Annotated in this window: 19 protein-coding genes and 2 tRNA genes; 10 read left to right on the top strand and 11 right to left on the bottom strand. The window is 65.4% G+C overall.

Going from position 1 to position 21600, the window contains the following annotated elements; genetic code table 11:
* A complete protein-coding gene (locus AC3WRC_RS12690) occupies window positions 1–504 on the bottom strand; it encodes a c-type cytochrome (protein WP_492304089.1) in 504 nt (167 codons plus the stop codon).
* Window positions 505–655: 151 nt separating this feature from the next.
* On the opposite strand from AC3WRC_RS12690, the gene AC3WRC_RS12685 reads away from it, so the two are divergent.
* The 3 genes from AC3WRC_RS12685 to AC3WRC_RS12675 are packed head-to-tail and all read left to right on the top strand — an operon-like array spanning window position 656 to window position 3588.
* Complete coding sequence (locus tag AC3WRC_RS12685; RefSeq protein ID WP_492304088.1) at window positions 656–922, top strand: FeoA family protein; 267 nt, start codon at window positions 656–658, stop codon at window positions 920–922.
* A complete protein-coding gene (gene feoB / locus AC3WRC_RS12680) occupies window positions 922–2790 on the top strand; it encodes a ferrous iron transporter B (RefSeq protein WP_492304087.1) in 1869 nt (622 codons plus the stop codon). Before AC3WRC_RS12685 ends, feoB begins: the two co-directional genes overlap by 1 nt.
* 33 nt (window positions 2791–2823) lie before the next feature.
* Window positions 2824–3588: a prepilin peptidase gene (locus AC3WRC_RS12675; RefSeq protein WP_165116259.1), complete on the top strand. Its 765-nt coding sequence runs from the start codon at window positions 2824–2826 to the stop codon at window positions 3586–3588.
* Here AC3WRC_RS12675 and AC3WRC_RS12670 read toward each other — a convergent pair.
* Window positions 3585–4211: a TetR/AcrR family transcriptional regulator gene (locus AC3WRC_RS12670; protein ID WP_055754850.1), complete on the bottom strand. Its 627-nt coding sequence runs from the start codon at window positions 4209–4211 to the stop codon at window positions 3585–3587. The two genes, AC3WRC_RS12675 and AC3WRC_RS12670, sit on opposite strands and share 4 nt — an antisense overlap.
* Before the next feature lie 21 nt (window positions 4212–4232).
* Window positions 4233–4308, bottom strand: a tRNA-Thr gene (locus AC3WRC_RS12665).
* Window positions 4309–4518: 210 nt separating this feature from the next.
* On the opposite strand from AC3WRC_RS12665, the gene uxaC reads away from it, so the two are divergent.
* From uxaC to AC3WRC_RS12650, 3 genes are read left to right on the top strand one after another with little or no spacing between them, the layout of a single operon-like run.
* On the top strand, window positions 4519–5934 hold the full coding sequence (gene uxaC, locus AC3WRC_RS12660) for a glucuronate isomerase (RefSeq protein WP_492304086.1): 1416 nt from the start codon (window positions 4519–4521) through the stop codon (window positions 5932–5934).
* Entirely contained in the window at window positions 5931–7400 is a 1470-nt protein-coding gene (locus AC3WRC_RS12655; protein ID WP_492304085.1) for a mannitol dehydrogenase family protein, read from the top strand. Before uxaC ends, AC3WRC_RS12655 begins: the two co-directional genes overlap by 4 nt.
* A gap of 3 nt (window positions 7401–7403) precedes the next feature.
* On the top strand, window positions 7404–8903 hold the full coding sequence (locus AC3WRC_RS12650; protein ID WP_492304084.1) for a UxaA family hydrolase: 1500 nt from the start codon (window positions 7404–7406) through the stop codon (window positions 8901–8903).
* An 11-nt stretch (window positions 8904–8914) separates the two neighbouring features.
* Here the strand turns inward: AC3WRC_RS12650 and AC3WRC_RS12645 are convergent, their stop codons facing one another.
* The 4 genes from AC3WRC_RS12645 to kduI form a co-directional block, all read right to left on the bottom strand.
* Window positions 8915–10555: a pectate lyase gene (locus AC3WRC_RS12645; protein WP_492304083.1), complete on the bottom strand. Its 1641-nt coding sequence runs from the start codon at window positions 10553–10555 to the stop codon at window positions 8915–8917.
* Window positions 10556–10714: 159 nt separating this feature from the next.
* On the bottom strand, window positions 10715–11758 hold the full coding sequence (locus AC3WRC_RS12640) for a PfkB family carbohydrate kinase (RefSeq protein WP_492304082.1): 1044 nt from the start codon (window positions 11756–11758) through the stop codon (window positions 10715–10717).
* Window positions 11759–11779: 21 nt separating this feature from the next.
* Window positions 11780–12538 (bottom strand): 2-dehydro-3-deoxy-D-gluconate 5-dehydrogenase KduD, encoded by a 759-nt coding sequence (kduD, locus tag AC3WRC_RS12635; RefSeq protein WP_055754856.1) that lies wholly within the window; start codon window positions 12536–12538, stop codon window positions 11780–11782.
* Window positions 12539–12560: 22 nt separating this feature from the next.
* Window positions 12561–13406, bottom strand: a complete 846-nt coding sequence (gene kduI / locus AC3WRC_RS12630) for a 5-dehydro-4-deoxy-D-glucuronate isomerase (protein WP_492304193.1) — start codon at window positions 13404–13406, stop codon at window positions 12561–12563.
* 172 nt (window positions 13407–13578) lie between these two features.
* On the opposite strand from kduI, the gene AC3WRC_RS12625 reads away from it, so the two are divergent.
* Window positions 13579–14241 carry an RpiB/LacA/LacB family sugar-phosphate isomerase gene (locus AC3WRC_RS12625; protein WP_492304081.1) on the top strand — a complete coding sequence of 221 codons (663 nt, stop codon included), beginning with the start codon at window positions 13579–13581 and terminating at the stop codon, window positions 14239–14241.
* A 38-nt stretch (window positions 14242–14279) separates the two neighbouring features.
* Here the strand turns inward: AC3WRC_RS12625 and AC3WRC_RS12620 are convergent, their stop codons facing one another.
* Complete coding sequence (locus tag AC3WRC_RS12620; RefSeq protein ID WP_492304080.1) at window positions 14280–15329, bottom strand: LacI family DNA-binding transcriptional regulator; 1050 nt, start codon at window positions 15327–15329, stop codon at window positions 14280–14282.
* Between the two features lie 135 nt (window positions 15330–15464).
* Here AC3WRC_RS12620 and AC3WRC_RS12615 point away from each other — a divergent pair, with 135 nt between their 5' ends.
* The 3 genes from AC3WRC_RS12615 (at window position 15465) to AC3WRC_RS12605 (ending at window position 18760) form a co-directional block, all read left to right on the top strand.
* A complete protein-coding gene (locus tag AC3WRC_RS12615) occupies window positions 15465–16301 on the top strand; it encodes a 2-keto-4-pentenoate hydratase (RefSeq protein ID WP_492304079.1) in 837 nt (278 codons plus the stop codon).
* Window positions 16302–16389: 88 nt separating this feature from the next.
* The gene (locus AC3WRC_RS12610) at window positions 16390–17676 is read left to right on the top strand and encodes an MFS transporter (protein ID WP_055754860.1); all 1287 of its coding nucleotides are present in this window, start codon (window positions 16390–16392) and stop codon (window positions 17674–17676) included.
* A gap of 97 nt (window positions 17677–17773) precedes the next feature.
* Window positions 17774–18760, top strand: a complete 987-nt coding sequence (locus tag AC3WRC_RS12605) for an alpha/beta hydrolase (RefSeq protein WP_492304078.1) — start codon at window positions 17774–17776, stop codon at window positions 18758–18760.
* Here the strand turns inward: AC3WRC_RS12605 and AC3WRC_RS12600 are convergent.
* The 3 genes from AC3WRC_RS12600 to AC3WRC_RS12590 all read right to left on the bottom strand — a co-directional run bounded on the left by AC3WRC_RS12600 (window position 18757) and on the right by AC3WRC_RS12590 (window position 21597).
* On the bottom strand, window positions 18757–20319 hold the full coding sequence (locus AC3WRC_RS12600) for a carboxylesterase/lipase family protein (protein ID WP_492304077.1): 1563 nt from the start codon (window positions 20317–20319) through the stop codon (window positions 18757–18759). The two genes, AC3WRC_RS12605 and AC3WRC_RS12600, sit on opposite strands and share 4 nt — an antisense overlap.
* Before the next feature lie 168 nt (window positions 20320–20487).
* A tRNA-Ser gene (locus AC3WRC_RS12595) sits at window positions 20488–20577 on the bottom strand.
* Window positions 20578–20664: 87 nt separating this feature from the next.
* Window positions 20665–21597 (bottom strand): NUDIX hydrolase, encoded by a 933-nt coding sequence (locus AC3WRC_RS12590; protein WP_492304076.1) that lies wholly within the window; start codon window positions 21595–21597, stop codon window positions 20665–20667.
* Window positions 21598–21600: the final 3 nt, after the last annotated feature.

Raw genomic sequence — 21600 nt, 5'->3', positions numbered from 1 at the left:
TCAAGCGGCGGGCGCAGGCTCCGGCTTGTAGCCCGTCTCCACCTTCAGGAAGGCGATGACGTCGCGGCGATCCGTGGCGTCGGGCAGACCGGGGAAGGTCATCTTGTTGCCGGGCAGGAAGGTGCGCGGATTTTCCAGCCAGTGATCCAGCTTCTCGGCGTCCCAGGTGAAGTTCGCCGTGCGCATGGCGTTGGAATAGTTATAGCGCGGACGATCTCCCGCCTTGCGGCCGAACACACCGTATAGGTTTGGCCCCGCCATGTCCGGGCCGCCTTCGCCTATGGTGTGGCAGGCGCGACAGCGCGCAAACGCCCGACGCCCGTTCTCGAGATCGCCCGCATTGTAGGGGGCGGGCAGGGAGGCCAGCAGGGTCGCCTTTTCTGCATCCGTCAGCACGTGAACCGGCGCGGCAGGCGTAGTTGTGGACGGCTCGCCCTGACCACAGGCGGCCAAAGTCAAAAGCGGGGCCAGAAGAAGGGGGGCGACGAGGGCGTGGCGGGGCATGGCGGCTTCCTGTTTGCCTTGTGATAGCGCAACGCACCGGCGCGGCAATTGGTCAAGCTGTCCTGCTGGACGTAGCCCCCTCGCACCTGATAATCAGTGTCAAAGAAACGCGGAGCCGTTGGGGAGCGGCCTCGCCCGTGCGAGCGTAGAATTGACCGACACCATCAAGTTGAGCCAAGCCCGACGCGGCGATCGCGGCGTCATCGTTCAAGTGGGCGCCCATTGTCACCATCAGGGCGAGGCGGTCGAGTTGGAACGCCGTCTGCTTGAACTGGGCTTTGTCGAAGGCGCGCAGATCGAACTGCTGCACGAAGGTCTGTTCGGACGCGACCCCATCGCCATGAAGGTGGACGACATGCGCGTGGCCCTGCGTCGTCACGAGGCGGAAAGCCTGTCGATCCGGCTGAGCGCCGCCTGATGGACATTGCGCTGAAGACCGCTCGCGTCGCTCTGGTCGGCAATCCCAACAGCGGCAAGACGGCCCTGTTCAACGCCCTGACCGGCGCTCACCAGAAGGTCGCCAACTACGCCGGCGTGACGGTGGAGCGCAAGGAAGGCCTGATCCGCGCCGCCTCGGGCCGCACGATGTCGGTGTTGGACCTGCCCGGCACCTATTCCCTGCGGGCGCGCAGCCCGGACGAGGAGGTCACGCGCGACGCCGTCCTGGGGCGACTGGCCGGCGAGACGCCGCCCGACGTGGTGGTCTGCGTCGCGGACGCCACCAATCTGCGTCTGGTCCTGCGCCTGATTCTGGAGCTGAAGGCCGTCGGTCGGCCGATGGTTCTGGCGTTGAACATGTATGACATCGCCCAGCGCCAGGGCCTGCGCATCGATCTGGAGCGATTGCGCGCCGAACTGGGCGTGCCGATCATCACCACCGTGGCCACCCGCAAGCGCGGCATCGACGATCTGGTCGCCGCCATCGAGGACCAGGCCGCCGTCGCCGCCGTGACCGAAAGCCAATGGCGCAGTCCGGACGCCGCCGAGTTGCGAACGGCCGCCCGCGAAGCCGAGCGGATCATGAAGGCCTGTGTCCGCCCCCCCGAACGGCCCGACACACTCACCGGCAGGATCGACTCGGTGCTGTTGCATCCGGTCGGCGGGCTGCTGATCCTGTTCGCCCTGCTGTTCGTGATGTTCCAGGCCGTGTTCAGCTGGGCCGCGCCCGTGATGGACGGCATCGAGGCCGGCATCGCCTGGTTGGGCGGCTTGGTCGCCAATGTGCTGCCCGACGGTTTGCTGCAAAGCCTGATCGTGGACGGCATCATTTCCGGCGTCGGCAGCGTGCTAGTGTTCCTGCCGCAGATTTTGATCCTCTTCCTATTCATCATCGCGCTGGAAGACTTTGGCTATATGGCCCGCGCGGCCTTCCTGATGGATAAGATCATGGGCGGGGCGGGGCTGCACGGCCGGGCCTTCATCCCGCTGCTGTCCAGTTTCGCCTGCGCCATTCCCGGCGTGATGGCGGCGCGGGTGATCGATTCGCGGCGCGACCGCCTGACCACCATTCTGGTCGCCCCCCTGATGACCTGCTCGGCGCGCATCCCGGTCTATACGCTGATCATCGCCGCCTTCATCCCGAACGAGACGGTCTGGGGCTTCGCCAACCTGCAAGGCCTTGTGATGTTCGGCCTCTACGCGGCCGGCATCGTCAGCGCCCTGATCGTGTCCCTGCTGATCCGCAAGGTGTTTTGGCGCGGTGCGGTCGAGCCCTTCATGATGGAGCTTCCGGCCTACAAGACGCCGGACCTGCGCAGCGTCGGCTTCAATCTGTGGCTCCGGGCCAAGATCTTCCTCAACCGCGCCGGCCGCATCATCCTGCCATTGGTGATCGTCTTGTGGGTGCTGGCGACCTTCCCCTACCCGCCCGAGAACGCGACCCTGCCGGCCATCGACTATTCCTTCGCCGGCATGTTGGGTCGGGCGCTGGAGCCAATCTTCGCCCCCATCGGCTTCAACTGGCAGATGGTCATCGCTCTGATCCCCGGCATGGCGGCGCGCGAGGTCGCGGTGGCTGCGCTGGGGACCACCTACGCCATCGCAGACGCCGAAAATGCGACGGGGCTTCTGGCCTCGACCCTGGCGTCGCACTGGTCTCTGGCGACGGCGCTGTCCTTCCTGGCCTGGTACATCTTTGCGCCCCAGTGCGTAGCGACCTTGGGCGTCGTGCGGCGCGAGACCAACTCGCTGAAATGGACCTGGATCATGATCGGCTACATGTTCGGTCTGGCCTATCTGGCGTCGCTGGTGACCTATCATGTGGCGGTGGCGCTCGGAGGCGGTTAAGCCTGAGCGGTTCGCCGCCTTCGGGTCGTCTTGATGAATCCTGTACTCGCCGCCGCCGTCATGGGCGGGCTGGGCCTGATCGTCGGCAGTTTCATCGCCGCCGTCAGCGTTCGCCTGCCGCGCGACGAGGACATCGTCGTCGCCCGCTCGCGATGCCGGGGCTGCGATCAGACGCTACGTCCCTGGGAGCTTGTGCCGGTCTTCAGCTGGCTTGCCTTGCGCGGGCGTTGTGCGCGATGCCACACCCGGATTTCGCCGCGTTATCCCCTAATCGAACTGGCGTCGGCCGGCGTCGGGATCTGGGCCGGCGTGTGGGGTGCGACAGGCGGCGCCTCGACGTTCATGATCGCCGTCACGGCCGTTCTAGGTTGGCAGCTGTTGCTGATCGCCATCGTCGACGGTGAACACTTCTGGCTGCCGGATAGTCTGACGCTGCCCTTGATCTCGACAGGCGTCACGGTCGCGCTAATTCTGGATTGGAGCCTTGGCTTTTCCCATCTGATTGGCGCTGCCGTCGGGTTTTGTGGTCTGTGGCTGGTCGGCTGGCTGTATCAACTCGTCCGCAAGCGCCAGGGACTGGGGGGAGGCGACCCCTTCCTGTTCGCGGGGGCAGGGGCCTGGGTCGGCTGGATGGGCCTGCCCAGCGTGCTGCTGTGGGCCTGCGCGGTCGGGCTCAGTCTGGTCTTCGGCATTTTGGTGGTCCGGCGCAGCGTCAGCGGATCGGAGAAGCTGCCGTTCGGCGTTTTCCTGGCCGTCGGGATCTGGATGACCTGGCTGTATGGGCCGTTGGGCCTCTAACGCCCCGTCGTCAGCTTGACGATGATGATGGCCGCCGTATCCAGGATGGCTTCGGGCGTATCGGCCCGTCGCAACAGATCGAAACTGGCCGCCGTCGACTCCGCGATGGAGGCGATCTGGTAAGAGGCCAGACGCGGATTGTAGTCCTTGGGGTGCAGACCGCTGGCGTGGGCCTGGGCCACGCGGCGTTCGATGGACAGGTGAAGCCGGCGCAAACGGCGCACCCGGCTTTCGACGAAGGCCGCGTCGCCATTGTCCGCCAGCATATGTTCGACACGCAGCACCTGACCGTGGCTGCGCCAGATGGCCATCACATTCAGAATAAAGGCGCGCGCGATGACGAAGGCCTTGTCGCCCGGCCAGTCGGCCTGGAAATGCGCGGCCAATCCCTGGAAATCCGTCGCGGCGACCTCGCACAGCGCCAGAACAGGCTCTTCGACCGTCTTGAAATAGGTGTAGAAGTTGGACGGCGACACGCCGGCGGCCGAGGCCAGATCGGCGACGCGGATTTCCCCGTAATGCCGCTCGTTCAACAGGCGTTGGGTCGCGTCGAGGATCGCCTGGCGGGTTCTGCCGCCTCGCGCACCGATCTTGTGGCCCAGCTTGTTGGTTGTGTCGGCCATGTCCCCGATGGTCGAAAGGCGTGGTGCCGGCTGCAGGAATCGAACCCGCGACATCCAGTTTACAAAACTGGCGCTCTACCAACTGAGCTAAGCCGGCCCGCACGGGCGGTGAGCGGCCCTTATGTCCAGCCTCGCGCCCGGACGCAAGGCGCCAGCGCCGCCTTGCCTAAAATCCGACGTCCGACGCCGAAAACAAGCTGAGGGTCGGTGATGGTAACCGGTGTCTTTTTGCGGTCCATGTTGTAGGCTTGTTGGATCAAGATCGAGAGGCGAACCAAGCCTCCGCCACGAGGCAATGAGGAACGCTATGGTTCATCCGCTCAGACTGAACCCCGATCGCCTGTTTCCGGCGGACGCCGAGACCCGCGCGATCGCGCGTCGTCTGTATGGCGAGATCAAGGGGCTGCCGATCATCAGCCCGCATGGTCATACGGACCCGAGCTGGTTTGCGTTGAACGAACCCTTCGCCAATCCGGCTGAACTTCTGATCACGCCCGATCACTACGTCTTCCGCATGCTGCACTCGCGGGGCATGGCGATGGAGGACCTGGGCGTGCCGCGCGCCGATGGCGGGCCGGTCGAGACCGATCCGCGCAAAATCTGGCGGCGCTTCGCCGAGAACTATCACCTGTTCCGGGGGACGCCTTCGCGGATGTGGCACGACTGGGTCTATGCCGAGGCCTTCGGCATCGACGTGCGTCTGTCGGCCGAGACGGCGGATCACTATTACGACGTCATCGATGCGGCCCTGAAGACCGACGGCTTCAGGCCGCGGGCCCTGTTCGATCGCTACAATATCGAGGTCCTGACCACGACCGAGAGCCCGCTGGACACGCTGGAGCATCACAGGACCATCGCAGCCTCGGGCTGGAAGGGACGGGTGCTGACCGCCTATCGCCCGGATCCGGTTCTTGACCCGGACTATGAGGGTTTCCGCGACAATCTGAAGATCCTAGCTGAACAGACCAGCCGCGATACGCTGTCGTGGGACGGATACCTACAAGCCCTATGCGATCGCCGGGTCTTCTTCATCGAAATGGGCGCCACCTCGACCGACCACGGCCACCCGACGGCCTTCACCGCAGATCTGCCTAAGGCCGAAGCCGAGGCCCTGTTCCGGCGTGTGTCGACGGCGCCCGCCAGCGCCGCCGACGCTGAACTGTTCCGCGGCCAGATGCTGACCGAAATGGCCGCCATGTCGGTCGAGGATGGTCTGGTGATGCAGCTTCACCCCGGCAGCTTCCGTAACCACTCGGCCACCGTCTTCAACCGTTTCGGCCGCGACAAGGGTTGCGACATCCCGACCCAGACCGACTACGTGCGCGCGCTGAAGCCGCTGCTGGATCGGTTCGGCTCGGACAGCCGTCTGTCTCTGATCCTGTTCACCTTGGACGAAACCACTTACAGCCGCGAACTCGCGCCACTCGCCGGCCACTATCCGGCTCTGAAGCTGGGACCCAGTTGGTGGTTCCACGACAGTCCCGAAGGGATGCGTCGCTTCCGCGAGCAGGTCACCGAGACGGCTGGCTTCTACAATACCGTCGGCTTCAACGACGACACCCGCGCCTTCCTGTCCATTCCCGCCCGTCATGACGTGGCGCGGCGCATGGACTGCGGCTTCCTGGCTAAACTGGTCGTCGAGCATCGGATGGAGGAGGACGAGGCTCACGAACTGGCCCACGCTCTGACCTATGGCCTGGTCAAGGCGGCCTACAAGCTGTGAGTAGACTGAACCAAGCCGGCCTGACGGGGCTGCCCGCCGACATCGCCGTCCCCGGCTACGACCGCGCCCAGGTGAAGACGGGTGTCGTCCATCTGGGCATCGGCGCCTTCCACCGCGCCCACCAGGCGGTCGTGTTCGACGATGCGATCAGGTCGGGCGATCCGCGCTGGGGTGTGCTGGGCGCTTCGCTTCGGTCGCCCGGCGTACGCGATCAGCTGAATCCGCAGGACGGGCTGTACACCCTGGTCGTGCGTGACGGATCGGACGAGCATCTGCGGGTGATCGGCGCCTGCGCGGGCGTGATGGTCGGGCCGGAAGATCCCGCCGCCCTGGTCGCCGCCATGGCCGATGCCGACGTCCACATCGTCACCCTGACTGTGACCGAAAAGGGCTATCGCCTCGATCCGGCGACCGGCGACCTGCTTTTGAGCGACGCTGATGTCGCGGCCGATCTGGTTGATATCGCCGCGCCCCGCACCGCGCCTGGATTCATCGTCGCGGCGTTGCAGGCGCGAAGGGCGGCGGGGCTGAAGCCCTTCACCGTCATCAGTTGCGACAACCTTCCCCACAACGGCAAGCGCATCCGGGACGGGGTGCTGGCGATGGCGCGCCAGATCGACCCGGCGCTGGCGGACTGGATCGAGGCCGAGGGCGCCTTTCCCCAGACGATGATCGACCGGATCGTCCCGGCGACCATTCCCGACGACATCGCCCGCCTGACCGCCCGTTTGGGCGTCGAAGACCAGGGCATGGTCAAGGCCGAACCCTTCATCCAGTGGGTGATCGAGGATCGGTTCGCCGGCGAACGGCCGGACTTCGCGTCGCTCGGCGTGCAACTGACCGACGCGGTCGAACCGTGGGAGGACGCCAAGCTGCGCCTGCTGAACGGCGCCCACTCGGCGATCGCCTATCTGGGCGCCCTGTCGGGGCACGAGCATGTCCACGAGGCCGTCGCCGTCCCCGCCTTCCGCGCCTATGTCGAGGCCCTGTGGGACGAGGCCCAGACCACGCTGAACCCGCCGCCGGGCCTGGACATCCCCGCCTATCGCGAGGCGCTGATGGCCCGCTTCTCCAATGCGGCCCTGATGCACCGCACGCGCCAGATCGCCATGGACGGCTCGCAGAAACTGCCCCAGCGCCTGCTGGCCGGCGCCGCCGAACGTCTGGCGGCGGGGCAGGGGATCGAGGCCATGGCCCTGGGAATCGCCGCCTGGATGAGATGGCAGTCGGGCGTGACCGAGAGCGGCGAGGCCTTCGTCGTCGACGATCCGCTGGCGGCTAAGACCGCCGAACTTCTGGCCGGCGCCAACAATGATCTGGCGCGGGTCTCGACTCTGCTGAGCCTGTCCGCCGTCTTCCCGCCTGCGTTGGCCGCCGACGACCGGTTCGTCGCAGCGGTCACGGGTACCTATCTGTCGGTCAGCCAGAACGGCGCGGTCGAGGCCGCGCGTCTGGTCGCGGAGTAGTCCATGTCTCGCGTCCTGATCCTGAACTCCGCCGACGATGTCGCCATCGCCCTGGACGACATCGCCAGCGGCGATACGCCTGATGGCCTGACCGCGCCGGCGCGCGCCGACATCGCCACCGGCCACAAGATCGCCCGTCATGCGATGGAGGCGGGCGGTCTGGTCCGCCGCTACGGCCAGGTCATCGGACGCGCCAAGACCGCTATCGCCGCCGGTGCTCACGTCCACGTCCACAACCTGGCCATGGCGGAGGACGGGCGTGAAGCCGAGGTCGGGGCCGACCTGCGTCCGCCTGCGGCGTTGTCGGGCGTGACGTTCAGCGGCATCGTTCGCCCAGGCGGCCGCGTCGGCACGCGCAACTATATCGGCGTCCTGACCAGCGTGAACTGTTCGGCCACAGTGGCGCGCCGCATTGCCGACGCCTTCCCGGATTCCATCCTGCCGAAGGGCGTCGACGGCGTGGTCGCTTTCACCCACCAAGGCGGTTGCGGCGGCTCATCGCTCAGCAGCGACGTGACCCTGCTGCAGCGGACTTTGGGGGGTTACGCCAAACATCCAAACTTCCACGCCATTCTGATCGTCGGTCTGGGCTGTGAGGCCAATCAAATCCCCGCCTGGCTGGCCAACGAAGGCCTGGAAGCCGGTCCGCACATTCGCGCCCTGAACATCCAAGAGGCCGGCGGCACGGCCCGTGCGATCGAGGCCGGTATCGAGATCGTCCGCGAACTGGTCGTGGAAGCCGCCAAGGTCCAGCGCCAACCTGTCTCCGCTTCTCACCTGACCGTCGGCTTGCAATGCGGCGGTTCAGACGGCTGGTCCGGGGTCACCGCCAATCCCGCCTTGGGCGCAGCTGTCGATCTGCTCGTCGCGCACGGCGGCTCGGCCATGCTGTCGGAAACGCCCGAAATCTGGGGTGCGGAACACTTGCTGCTGCGGCGCGCGGCGTCGCAGAAGGTTGCGGACAAGCTGAACGCGCGTCTGGCGTGGTGGCGCGACTATGCGGATCGCCATCAGATGGAGCTGAACAACAATCCGTCGCCCGGCAATCTGAAGGGCGGTTTGACGACCATTCTGGAGAAGTCGCTGGGTGCGGTAGCCAAGTCCGGTTCGACCCCGCTGAACGACGTGATCGGTTACGCCGAACCGCTTCGGGCCAAGGGCCTCAGCTTCATGGACAGCCCCGGTTACGACCCGTGCTCGGCTACGGGCCAGATCGCCTCGGGCGCCAGTCTGATCGTCTTCACCACCGGCCGGGGCTCGGTCTTCGGCGCTAAGCCCGCTCCATCGATCAAGGTCGCCTCCAACGCCAAGCTGGCGAACTGGATGGACGAGGACATGGACATCGACGCCTCGCCCGTCCTGACCGGAACCAGCCTGGCCGAGGTCGGCGGCGTCATCTTCCAGAAAATGCTAGATGTCGCATCAGGCGAGCCGTCCAAATCCGAGGCCCTCGGCATCGGCGACAACGAGTTCGTGCCCTGGCAGGTCGGAGCGTATCTCTAGGCTCCGCAACCTTACGACCCCAGCGCCTCGATCAGGTCGCCCATGTTGCGGATGAAAACCGAGGTGGAGACGCCCTCGACCGGGAAGTCGGTGTTGTAAGGCGAGGTGTCCCACAGGTCGCCGACGCGGGTCATCTGGTATTCGCCGCCGGTCACGGCGGTGGGCGAGGGGCCCTTGTACGGGTTTGACGTCGTGGTCAGCGGCGTGGGCCAATAGCCGCGCGCATTCAGCCCGGCCATGACTTCGGCCGCGCGACCAGCGTGAGGCGCGGTCGGGCGACGAGCGTCGCTGGACATGTCCCACACGTCCACATCCTGAAGCGTGAAGTACTTGGGCAGGTTCAGCGAGCCGGGGCGAGCCTTCAGCGGCGAACCGCGCGTGGCCTCATCGATCGGCATAGCCGACAGACGCGCGTATTCGGCGCGCAGGGCCGCGGTGTCCACATTGCGGAACGAGCCGTAGTGGACAATCAGATTGGTGGGGTTGTCGTCGGCGTAGTACTGGCCGTTGGCGATGTTGGACCCGCGCCGGTGGATGTAGATCGGGGTGTTGGCGCCTTCCAGGATGAAGGTCGGGTGCGTGCGGCCCGGCGTGTTCAGCGGCGGCTTGGCCGCGACCTGATCCAGCCAGTCCATCGCCTCGGGCAGGCGGGCCAGATACTTGCGGTCGCCCGTCAGGCGATAAAAGCCCATCATCGACTTGATGTTGGTGCCGGTCGTGTGGGTGACGAAGGCTTGCGGCTCGATCGTCCGGGCGCCCGCCGGCTTCAGCGTGTCGGGGAAGTGTTGCAGACCCCAGGCCGGTTGCGGCTGCGGCTGCTGGGTCTTTACGAAGATGTCCATGCCGCGATTGATGGCGTCCAGAATCCTCGCATCGCCCCGACCGCTCCGCGCCAGGCCGTGATAGGCGTAGATCAGGAACTCCAGGTTCTCGCCGGCCACGTCGTCGTTGAAGGTGATGTAGGGCGTATAGTCCGCATGGCCGTGCAGGCCGCCGTTCTCGACGAACGGATAGCGCTGGGGCCAGCCGCCGTTCTCGTACTGGCTTTCCAGCACGAAGCTGATCGCCTTGTTCAGCGGCGCCAGATACTTGCGATCCTTCTTCTCAAGGTAGATCCGCAGCAACAGTTGCGACGCCTCGGCTGTGCCCGCGTCGTCGAACGTCGCGTTGCCGTAGTAGTGGTGGAATTCCTCCAGCCGCCAGGCGTTGGCGGCGACCGTGCCGTACCACTGCTTCAGGGACTCCTCGCCGGCGGTATCGATGACATAGTTCCAGCCGCCCAGCGGGTGCTGGCCCTTGACCAGGGCGTCTGCCGCCTTCTTGGCCGCTTCATAGTAAAACGCGTCACCGGTGGCATGATAGGCGTCCAGGAACAGATGGCCCACGGTCGCGGTGCCCGGCGGCTGGACCCAGATCATGGTCGGGTTAGCCTCAAGCTCGCCCCAACGGCGTGAGAAGTCGGGCAGATATTGCCAAACGTATCCGCCTTCGACGGCGGCCTCTTCGCTCATGAACCGAGCGGCGCGCTTCATGGTGTCCAGAATGGCGGCGCGCTCTGGCGACGCTTGGGCCAGGACGGGCCCTGAAGCGGCGACGAAGGTGGCGGCGCCGGCGGCCAGAAGGGCACGGCGGTTCAAGGACGTGGCGAACATGGAAACTCCTGGTGTGACCTCTCTCGCACGGTTTCTTCTGACCGTTTCGAAGCGTCACTCAAGCATGATTGACACCGGTTTCCTAGTCCCTCGTCGCCAATGAAGAAGGCCGCATGGGCGTCTCCACGCGGCCTCCACCAAATCTTTGTGCTCGCAGCCTCAGCGCCTGATATCAAAGCCGCCGTCGGCCATGGCTGCGCGCACCTCGTCGTCGGTGAAAAGGTTGAAGTCGCCGGGCACGGAATGTTTCAAGCCGGCGGCGGCGAGGCCGAAGTCGAGGGCCTCCTGATCCGACCATCCGCTCCATAGACCGAACAGGACGCCAGAGGCGAAAGCGTCGCCGCCGCCGACCCGCTCCACGACGCCGACCATATGAATGGCCTCGGCTTTGGTTTCGATCAATTCCCCGCCATTGCGCGTCAGCATGACGGCGGACAGAGCCTGGTCGGCGACGCTTTCCTGAACCCTCAGGGTGCAGGCGATGCGTTGCAGGCGCGGGAAGGCGGCGAAGGCGGCCTTGGCGGCTTCACGACGACGCACATTCGGGTCGGGGCTGTCGAACGTCGTCTTCAGCACCAGGGCGAAGTCGCGGTCGTCGGCGAAGGCGACCGTGGCGCCCGCCAGCATCTTGCCGAGCGTGGCCGGGGGATCGCCGTCCCATTGTTCCCACAACTTGCCGCGGAAGTTGCCGTCGTAGCTGACCTTGACGCCCTTGCGGACGGCAGCCTCGATGATGGCGACGGCGGCGGCCGAGCCGTTCGGCCCCGTCGCCGGGGTCACGCCCGAGGCGTGCAGCCATTCGACGCCGTCTAGAAGTTGGTCCCAGTCGAAGGCCGTATCGACATGTTCGACGAAGGCCGATCCGGCGCGGTCATAGAGGACTTCCGACGGACGACGCACAGCACCTGGGGTCAGGAAATACAGACCCATCCGGCCGGGTTTGAAGACGACCTGAGAGGTATCGACCCCGTGCTTGCGCACCTCGTCGCGCACGCCCCGCCCTAGCGCATTGTCGGCCAGGACCGTCGCCATGCCGGCCGGCGCGCCGAAGCGGGCCAGCGACACGGCGACATTGGCCTCGGCGCCGGCCGGACGCACGGTCAGGGCAGGCGACTGCATCAGCAGCTCGTTGGCGTTGGGCGAAAACCGCAGCAGCATCTCGCCGAAGCAGAGAATGCGGCGGGAAGATGCAGCCTGGGTCATGATCGCAACGCTAGCCCCGGATCAGCGCGCCTGCCAGCCGCCGTCGACCGGCAGGATGGCGCCTTGGACGTAGTCGGAGGCCCGGCTGGCCAGGAAGACGGCCGCACCGCCCAAGTCCGACGGCTCGCCCCAGCGCCCGGCCGGGATGCGGCCCAGGATTTCGGCAGAACGCACCGGGTCCTCGCGCAGCGCCTGGGTGTTGGCGGTGGCGAAATAGCCGGGGGCGATGGCGTTGGCGGTGATGCGGTGCGGCGCCCATTCGTTGGCCATCAGCTTGGTCAGGCCCGCGACGCCCGACTTGGACGCCGTGTAGGACGGCACGCGGATCCCGCCCTGGAAGGACAGCATGGAGGCGATGTTGATGATCTTGCCGCCGTCACCCTGTTTGATGAACAGGCGGGCGACCGCCTGGCTCATGAAGAAGACGGTCTTCAGGTTGATGTTCATCACTAGGTCCCAGTCCGCCTCGGTGAAGTCGACGGCGTCGGCGCGACGGATCAGGCCGGCGTTGTTCACCAGGATGTCGATCCGGCCCATGGCGGCCAGGGCTTCCTGAACAACGCGTTCGACCGGCTCGATCGAGGTCAGGTCGGCGCTGATGGCGTGGGCGCGCCGGCCCATCGCCTGGACCTTGGCGACCGTGTCGTCGGAGTCCGAAAGGGCGACCGAGACGATGTCAGCGCCCGCCTCAGCCAAAGCCAGGGCGATGCCTTGGCCCAGACCCGTGTTGCCGCCAGTCACCAGGGCGACTTTGCCGGTCAGGTCGAACGGATTGCTCATGTTTTTCTTCCTCTTGTCCTGATTACTTCAACTGGCAGATGTCGAGCTTGTACATGTCGGTGTAGTCGAGATTCTCGCCGCCCATGCCCCAGATGAAGGTGTAGTTCGACGTGCCTGCGCCTGTGTGGATCGACCACGGCGGGCAGATGACGGCCTCGCCGTCGGCGATGACGATGTGGCGCGACTTGTCCGGTTCGCCCATGAAGTGGAAAACTCGGTCGTCCTCGCCCAGGCCGAAATAGAGGTAGGCTTCCGAGCGGCGGTCGTGAATGTGCGGCGGCATGGTGTTCCACACCGAGCCGGGCTTGAGCACCGTCACGCCCAGCAGCAGCTGGCAGGACTTGACCTTGGCCGGAACGACATACTGGTAGATTGTCCGTTCGTTCGACGTCTCCAGCGCGCCCATGTCCAGCGGCACGGCCTCGTCGATCGATATCTTTGTCAGGTCGTAGCGGGCGTGGGCGGGTGTGGCGACCAGATAGAATTTCGCCGGCTCGGCGGGGTTCTTGGAGGCGAAGCGGACGTCGCGCGATCCCATCGGCACATACAGGCCGTCACGGAAGCCCAGTTCGATAGTTTCACCATCCACCGTGATCGAACCGGGGCCGCCGATATTGACCACGCCCAGTTCACGGGCCTGCAGGAACGGCGCGCCGGCCAAGGAGGGCGGCTCCGACTGCGTGGGCAGGTTCAGGGCGGTCTCAGCCGGGGTCGCGCCGCCGATGATCATGCGCTCGTGGTGGGAGTAGTTCAGGCTGACCTTGCCCGGAACGAACAGGCCCTGGATCAGATAGCGATCGCGCAGCTGCTGGTTCGAGGCGCCGTCCATCATGTCGGGATGGGTGGCTTGATAGACTTTGTCATACATGGGGTCGTACATGCGGGCCTCCCTGGGAGCTCGCAGTGCGAGCCACGGTGACGGATCTTGCGCCCGTCCTTCTGTGGACTAGGTAACCGGTGTCATATAATGATGCAATCGATTAGACCAACGCCGCACACATATGCCAGCTTCGCTTCGCCACCGTCTTGAGGATTCCCCCATGAAGATCGCTCTCATCATCGAAAACAGCCAGGCCGCCAAAAGCGAGACGGTGCATGCCGCCTTGACCGTCGTCGCAGAGCCCTTGGGCCATCAAGTCTTTCACTATGGAATGTATGCGGCCGAGGATAAGGCGTCGCTGACCTACGTCATGAACGGCGTGCTGACGGGCATCCTGCTGAACTCCGGCGCGGCTGATTTCGTCGTCACCGGCTGCGGCACGGGCACCGGCTCGATGCTGGCCGCCAACGCCATGCCCGGCGTCTTCTGCGGCCTGATCATCGACCCGACCGACGCCTTCCTGTTCGGCCAGATCAATGACGGCAACGCCATCGCCATGCCCTATGCCAAGGGCTTCGGCTGGGCGGCGGAACTGAACCTTCAGGACGTCTATCGCAAGCTGTTCGAAGGCGAGCGCGGCCTGGGCTATCCCAAGGAACGCGCCGAGATCATGCGCAAGAATCGCGGCGTGCTCAGCGACCTGAAGTCGGTGACCTGCCACGACATGCTGACGGTTCTAAAGACAATGGATCAGGATCTGCTGAAGGCCGCCATCGCCGGCGAGAAATTCCAGGACTACTTCTTCGCCAATGCCACGGACGAAGGCATTCGCGACTATCTGAAGGACGTTCTCGCCGCCAAGCCTGCGCTCGAAACGGCCTGAGGCAAAGAGGTCGGCGCGATCACGCGCGCCGACCCAACTCAGACTGCCGGGATTGCCGACTTGCGCACCACCAGGGCCGGTCGAACTTCGGGCTGCTGCATCGTGGCCGGATCCACGCCCCGCATCGGCGCCAGCAGCTTTTCGGCCGCCATCCGTCCCATGTCTCGGATCGGCAGGCGCACCGAGGTCAGGTTGGGCCAAACCCGCGCCGCCATCGGCAAATCATCGAAACCGACGACGGACAGGTCGCGAGGCAGTTCCAGCCCGCGATCTCGCGCCGCCTGCATCACCCCGATGGCCATGTCGTCGTTGAGGGTGAAGATCGCGGTCGGCGGCGTTTCCAGCGCCAGGAGGGCGTGGCCCGCCTCCACGCCTGATTCGAACGTATAGGCGCCTTTGAAATCGTAAGCCGGGTCCAGCGGGATCCCGCGCTCGGCCAGAGCGTCCAGGAACCCCTTGCCCCGCACGGCCGACGACCGGAACAGGTCCGGCCCGCGCACCAGACCGATTCTTTTGTGTCCCAGGTCGGCCAGATGCGCCGCCGCCTCAGCCGCGCCGAGCCAGTCATTGGTGACCACCATCGCTTGAGGCTCGTCCAACGCTACCGAGGCGATGCGGACATAGGGGCAGTCGAGATCGCGCAGCAGGTCGATGACCTGTTCATCCTCGGACACCGAAGGCGGCATGATGACGCCGTACAGACGTTGGCGCTCGACGAAGCCCCTGATGTCTTCCAGCAGGGTAGGGGAGTTGCGATTGCAAGGATGGACGACCAGTTCCAGGCCGGAACCCTTCAGCGCATCCAGCACGCCTTGCTGCATGTTCACGACATAGGTCGGGCTCGGGTTATCGTAGATCAGACCGACCAAGAACGAACGCCTGAAAGCCAGGCCGCGCGCCTGTGGATCAGGCGTGAAACCCAGAGCCTTGATGACGGCGTTGACCTTTTCGCGCGTGTCTTCCTTGACGAACGGCGACTGATTAATGACCCGCGAGACGGTCTTCTTGGAGACCTGCGCCTCACGGGCGACATCATTGATGGTTGCCCGCTTGCCCGGCTTGCCGGATCGCGGATCGTCTTGAGCCAAGGTTCGGCTCCTTCCCTATGTGCAGCTTGAAGGCATAGCCGCGACTCGCGGCCGACGCCATGGGGCTCAGTTAAAGCGCATTGACACCGGTTTCCTTCGTCGCTCTTATCGGAGCCTATTCACGAGGCGACACCTTTGACTTCGACCCCCTCACTTGCGAGCCAGGACGACGCGCTGTCGGCCGACCCGGCGGCGATCGCACAGCAGTTCGTCGACGCGCGTCTGGCGGCGCGCAACACGCCAGACTATCCCGGCGTGATTCCCCAGAGCATGGCCGAATCCTACGCCATCCAGGACGTCGCCATCGGTCTGTTTCCCGATAAGGTCGTGGGCTGGAAGGTGGGCGGTGTCCCGCCTGAGCAGCAGCCGAAGCTGGGGATCCATCGTCTGGCCGGCGCCATCTTCGCGCGCAACGTCTGGCCGGCGCCCGGCGATAGGGTCGTTCCCTTGCCAGAAATCGAGGGTGGGTTTGCAGCGGTGGAAGCCGAGTTCATTGCTCGGATCGGCGCCGACGCCGATCCCGCCAAGACCGACTGGACCATCGAAGAAGCAATGGGCGTCGTGGACAAGGTGTTCATCGGCGTCGAACTGGCCGGTAGCCCTCTTTCCACGATCAACGACCTGGGATCAGCCGTGGTCGCCTCCGATTTCGGCAACAATGGCGGACTGATGATCGGTCCCGAGGTCGAGAACTGGCGCGACCGGCTGGACAGCATTGAGGTCGAGACGATGATCAATGGCGCCAGCGTCGGCACGGGCGGGTCGCAGTCCCTCGCGGGCGGCGCGATGGAATCCGTGCGATTTCTGTTTGAACATTGCGCGCGCTGGGGCCGTCCGCTGAAGGCGGGCATGCTGGTTTCGACCGGCGCTGTCACCGGCGTCCACCGTGTCCACGCGGGCGACGAAGCCGTGTGCATCTTCAAGGGTATCGCAGAACTTCACTGTTCGGTCGTCAGGGCCGAAGCCCAGTAACATCATCGGACGCCCACCCCGCCGCCGTTCAGGGACGGAAAAGAGCAGGGACGCGTTGAGGAATATTCAGGAACGGGTTTTCATAACCATGTCAGACGCCTCCGTCGCGCCGCCGATCCAGATCAAGGCGCCATCTCCCGGCAAGTATCGCTGGATCATCATGTGGCTGCTGTTCGCAGCCATGGTCATCAACTACGTCGATCGCCAGATGATCGGCTTCCTCAAGCCGACCTTGTCGGCCGAGTTCGGCTGGTCCGAAACGGACTATGCCGACATCGTCTTCTGGTTCCAGGCGTCCTATGCCGTGGCCTACCTGTTGTGGGGCCGGATCATGGACAAGATCGGCGCGCGTTGGGGTCTGGGGATCGCCTTCGGCATCTGGCAGATCGGCCATATCATGCACGGTGCGGCGCGAGATCTGTCGCACTTCATGATGGCGCGGATGGTGCTGGGCGTCGGTGAGGCCGGCGGCTTCCCCGGCGGCATCAAGGCGGTCGCGGAGTGGTTCCCGAAGAAGGAACGCGCCTTCGCCACGGGGCTGTTCAACGCCGGCACCAATATCGGCGCCATCGTCACCCCCCTGATCGTTCCAGGCCTCGTCCTGGCCTTCGGCTGGCAGATGGCCTTTGTCATCACCGGGGCCTTGGGCCTGATCTGGCTTCCGATCTGGCTGCTGGTCTATCGCCGCCCGCGCGAACAGAAGAAGCTGTCCGCGACCGAACTAGCCTACATCGAGCAGGACCCGGCCGACGTCGTCGAAAAGGTCAAATGGACCAAACTGCTGACGGTCAAGGAAACCTGGGCCTACGCTCTGGGCAAGTTCCTGATTGATCCGATCTGGTGGATGTTCCTGTTCTGGTTGCCGGACTTCCTGGGCAAAACCTATGGGCTGGACCTAAAGACCTTCGGCCCGCCGCTGGTCGCCATCTATCTGCTGTCCGATGTCGGGTCGGTTGGCGGGGGCTGGCTGTCGTCGCGCTTCATGCATAGGGGCATGAGCATCAATAAGGCCCGCAAGATCACCATGTTGATCTGCGCCCTGTGCGCCGTGCCGGTGGCCTTCGCGGCCGAAGCGTCAAACCTTTGGGTTGCGGTCGGCATTATCGGACTGGCGACGGCCGCGCACCAGGGCTTCTCGGCCAATCTCTATGCGCTTCCAGGCGATGTCTTCCCCCGCTCGGCGGTGGGATCGGTCGTCGGCATCGGCGGAATGCTGGGCGCCATCGGCGGCATGGCCATGGCCAAATACGCCGGCTACGTCCTGGAGAAGATCGGCACCTATACGCCCATCTTCATCGTGGCGGCTTCGGCCTATCTGATCGCGCTTCTGGTCATTCACCTGATTACGCCGAAATACGAACTGGCCAAGGTCTGACGAACGACTGAGTGGCTAAGCACCGCGACGTCATCAAGGATTGCGGCCGGGCGAGCGATCGTCCGGCCGTCGTCTTTTTCAGGAAGAGAGAACCGTGATGGATCTGGAACGCAGGACGCTTTTAGGTCTGGCGATGGGGGCCGTGGTTGGCGCATCCGGGGCGAGGGCGCAGACAGTGGCGGACGGCGGCCGCGTCGCCCCGCCGGACCCAACCGAGATCATCCGCCTATGGCCCGACGGCGCGCCGGGTGGGCGGGGTGTGACCGTCACGCCGGTCGTGCCAGAGCGGTCGACCGATCCCGCCTTCCACGACCGTTACGCCCAGTACACGACCGATCCGATCCTGACCGTCTTTCGCCCCGAGCGGCCAAACGGTTCGGCGATGCTCCTCATACCCGGCGGCGGCTATCGCTGGGCTGTGCTGGACAAGGAAGGGTATGACGTTGCGCGCGTTTTCGCGGCCAGCGGCACGACCTGTTTCGTCCTGCGTTATCGCCTGCCGGCTGACGGCTGGGCGGCCGGGGCCGACGCACCCCTTCAGGACGCCCAGCGTGCGATCCGGCTGATACGCAGCCGCGCCGCCGACTATGCTGTCGATCGGCAAAAGATCGCCGTACTGGGCGCCTCGGCCGGCGGTCATCTGGCGGGGTTGGCCAGTGTCCGGACGGACCCGACCTATGAACCGGTCGACGCCGCCGACAGCGCATCCTTGCGACCAGATTTGACCGTTTTAATGTATCCGGTCGCGACCATGGCGGACCCGTACGTCCACGCCGGATCGCGGACGCACCTGCTGGGCGAGACGCCTTCGGCCGAGCGGATCGCGGCCTATTCTCTTGAGCAGATGGGGTGGCGGAATGCGGCTCCCGTCTTCTTGCTGCACGCCATGGACGACACGTCCGTGCCGGTCGAGAACAGCCTGCAACTGCTGACCACGCTCAAATCCGCCGCCGTCCCGTCTGAGGCGCATCTGTTCCAGGAAGGCGGCCACGGATTCGGCGTCCGCCTGATCCAGGGCAAGCCCGCCCAGGTCTGGCCCGATCTGGTGCGCGCCTGGGCCGTCAGGCTGGATTTCCCGCTCTAGGTTCCCGGCTGGATATAGGGAATGGCCGAGAAGAAGGCCCGCTCGTCGCCGCGCGGGTCGTCGACCATGCGCGGCTGGATATCCATCAACATCGTCTGTCGGCGAGGCAGCTCATAGCGGTCCCAGCGCGGCAGTCCGGCATGGTTGGGATCGCCGTCGCGGGCCAGGGCGATGAAGGCGTCGCTCATCCGGTCCGACATGATTTGCGCATCCGGCCCACGCGTCCGCGACCCTGTCGCCTCGACATTGTCGAACACCAACGGAATGTCGGCGGTGTGGAAGGCACCCTTGCGACCCGAGGCCAACTCTCCAGGGAAGTCGAGTTGATAGACCCAGGCTGGCGCCCCGGCCTTGGCCCGCTCCTCGGCCTCGATCACCGCGCCGCGCCAGGACCGCCCCGCCGTCGTCGCGGCGATCAGCACCTGGTCGGGCGACCATTCAGGATGCATGGCGCGATAGCCAGCGATCACGGCTTCGGGCGTGATGTCGATTCGCATGACGCCGGGCGACAGCCGCGTCTTCAAGGTCTCCCACGTCAGGCCGACATTCTTGGGATCGTTGCCCATGAAGCCCAAGGTCTCTTCGCGGGTATTGCCGATGATCATGGGGATCGACCGGCCCAGCGGCGCCGCGTCGGGATAGAAGGGGTGGCGGGGCAGGGTGCGGAAATCCAGCACCGGCCCGAAATACAGGCCGCCGAAGCCCAGAATCGGGTCCTCGGCGCTCTGCGCTTCGAGCAGCCGCTCGACCGGCATCGTCGCCGCTTCGGCCGCCCGATCCGGCGTCAGGCCCAGAGCCTTCAGCCATGTCGTGGCTCGCGTCGTGGCGTTGATTGGCCCGGACGCCGTCACCTGCTGACCGCTCATGGTCGCGGCGCGATGGAACAGACCTTGCGCCGCCGGCGTCGCCATCAGGGTGGCGATCTTGGCGCCCCCGCCGGACTGACCGAACAGCATCACCCTGGACGGATCGCCGCCGAACGCGGCAATATTGTCCCGTACCCATTGCAGCGCCAGAATCAGATCCAGCTGGCCGACGTTGCCCGAATCTTCGAACCCCGGGGCCAGTCGCGCCAGATAGGCATAGCCGAAAACATTCAGCCGGTGGTTCAGCGTCACCACCACGACATCGCCGCGCGCCGCCAGACGCGTGCCGTCATACAGCGGGTCCGATCCCGATCCGCTCGAATAGGCGCCGCCGTGGATATAGACCATCACCGGTCGCCGACCCGCGTCGGTCCGCGGCGTCCAGACGTTCAGGAACAGGCAGTCTTCGCTTTGATTCGGCTCATCGCCGCGCTGCGGACTGGCCGCGCCGTAACTTGTTGTACGAACCGGATCGCGCCATGGCGTCGGCTTCTCTGGCGGCTGAAACCGTCGCGTCGGCGCTCCATATCGCACGCCTTTGAAGACGCTGATCCCGTCCTGCCGCAGACCGATGACCGGCCCGACGGTGGTTATCACGTTACTCGGCGCCGTGGCGGCAAGCACGCCGGAGGACACCGAAAGCAAACCTGCGGTCGCCATGCTGCTCAGCAGCGCCTTACGTCGCGTGATCATCAATCGTCGCCCATCTGATATCCAGCGAGAGCGATCCTGACACCGGTATCATCATCATTCAATGCGCAATGCTTGCGAGGTCGAGATGCAGGCGCAGAAACCCGACGACAAATGCCGAAACCTCGTTTCGATAATGTCGGAACTTGGCCTAGGCCTTCGTCAGGCCGGTGGCGGAGAGGGTGGGATTCGAACCCACGGTACCCTTCCAGGCACGCCGCATTTCGAGTGCGGTACATTCGACCACTCTGCCACCTCTCCGCGGCGCCGATATCGCTTGGTCGAGCGAGGGGCTTCTCTAGTCGGAGCCGCAGCGCTTCGCAACCCGTCTGTGAAAGAAATCCGACGCTATCTTTGCGCGGGCAAGGACAGGCCCGGCGCGGCGCCGGTCTGGGCGTCCACGCCCTTGAATCGAAACAGTTCGGCGGGTCGGCCGCCCGTGGTGGAAGAGAGCTGTCCGGTGGGTTCGACCAGCCCAGTGCGCTCCACACCGCGCCGGAAATTCTGCTTGTGCAGGCTGAGGCCCGAGACGGCCTCGGCGCCCGCCTGGAGTTCAGACAGGGTGAAGACGCCAGGCGTCAGATCGAACAGGACCGGGCGGTATTTCAGCTTGCTGCGCAGGCGGCCGAGCGCGGTCGCCAGGATGCGCCGGTGATCCGAGGACATGATGCGGCCCGGCATGGGCTGCGTGGGCGACAGGTCGGCGTCGCGCCATGCCTCGGCGACCAGACGCGCTTCGTAAAGCAGTTCATAGCGCTCCAGCACCCGCTCCTCGTTCCAGCGGTGATCGGCCGTCAGGGCGAACAGGGCGCGGGCCCGGGCCAAGCGGTGCTCGTCGCCATCGGCCCAGGCGTGCAGGCCTTCCCTGATCTGAGCGTCCTGACCGCCGCGCCGGTCTTCCCAGGGAAAGAACTCGAACACGGCGTCCCACCGGGCATCGTGGGTCTGGCCTTCCGCCGCGTCGGGCGTCAGGGCCAAATAGCCGACAGACAGCTCTCTGTGACGGCCGGGGCCGGGCGTGGCGCGCGGCGAAGCGCGGCCCGCGTCGCCGAAGGTGTAGAGCTGTTCGACGAAGCCGAGCCGAAACCCGGTCTGTGCGGTCACGAAGTCCCGCAAAGCGCGTTCGAAGGTGCGGTCGCGCACGGGATCAAACGGCCCGAAGGGCAGGGCCCGCGAACCGTCCTCGGTCGGGGTCGTCAGGACGACGGCCTGCCGGTCTTTCAAGGTCATCACGACCGCCGACAGACCGATGCGAACGCCGTCCTCCGCCCCTTGGGTCATCGT

This window comes from Brevundimonas sp. EU05-FHT14B07 (assembly GCF_058790795.1).
This window is presented reverse-complemented; position numbering and strand designations above follow the sequence as displayed.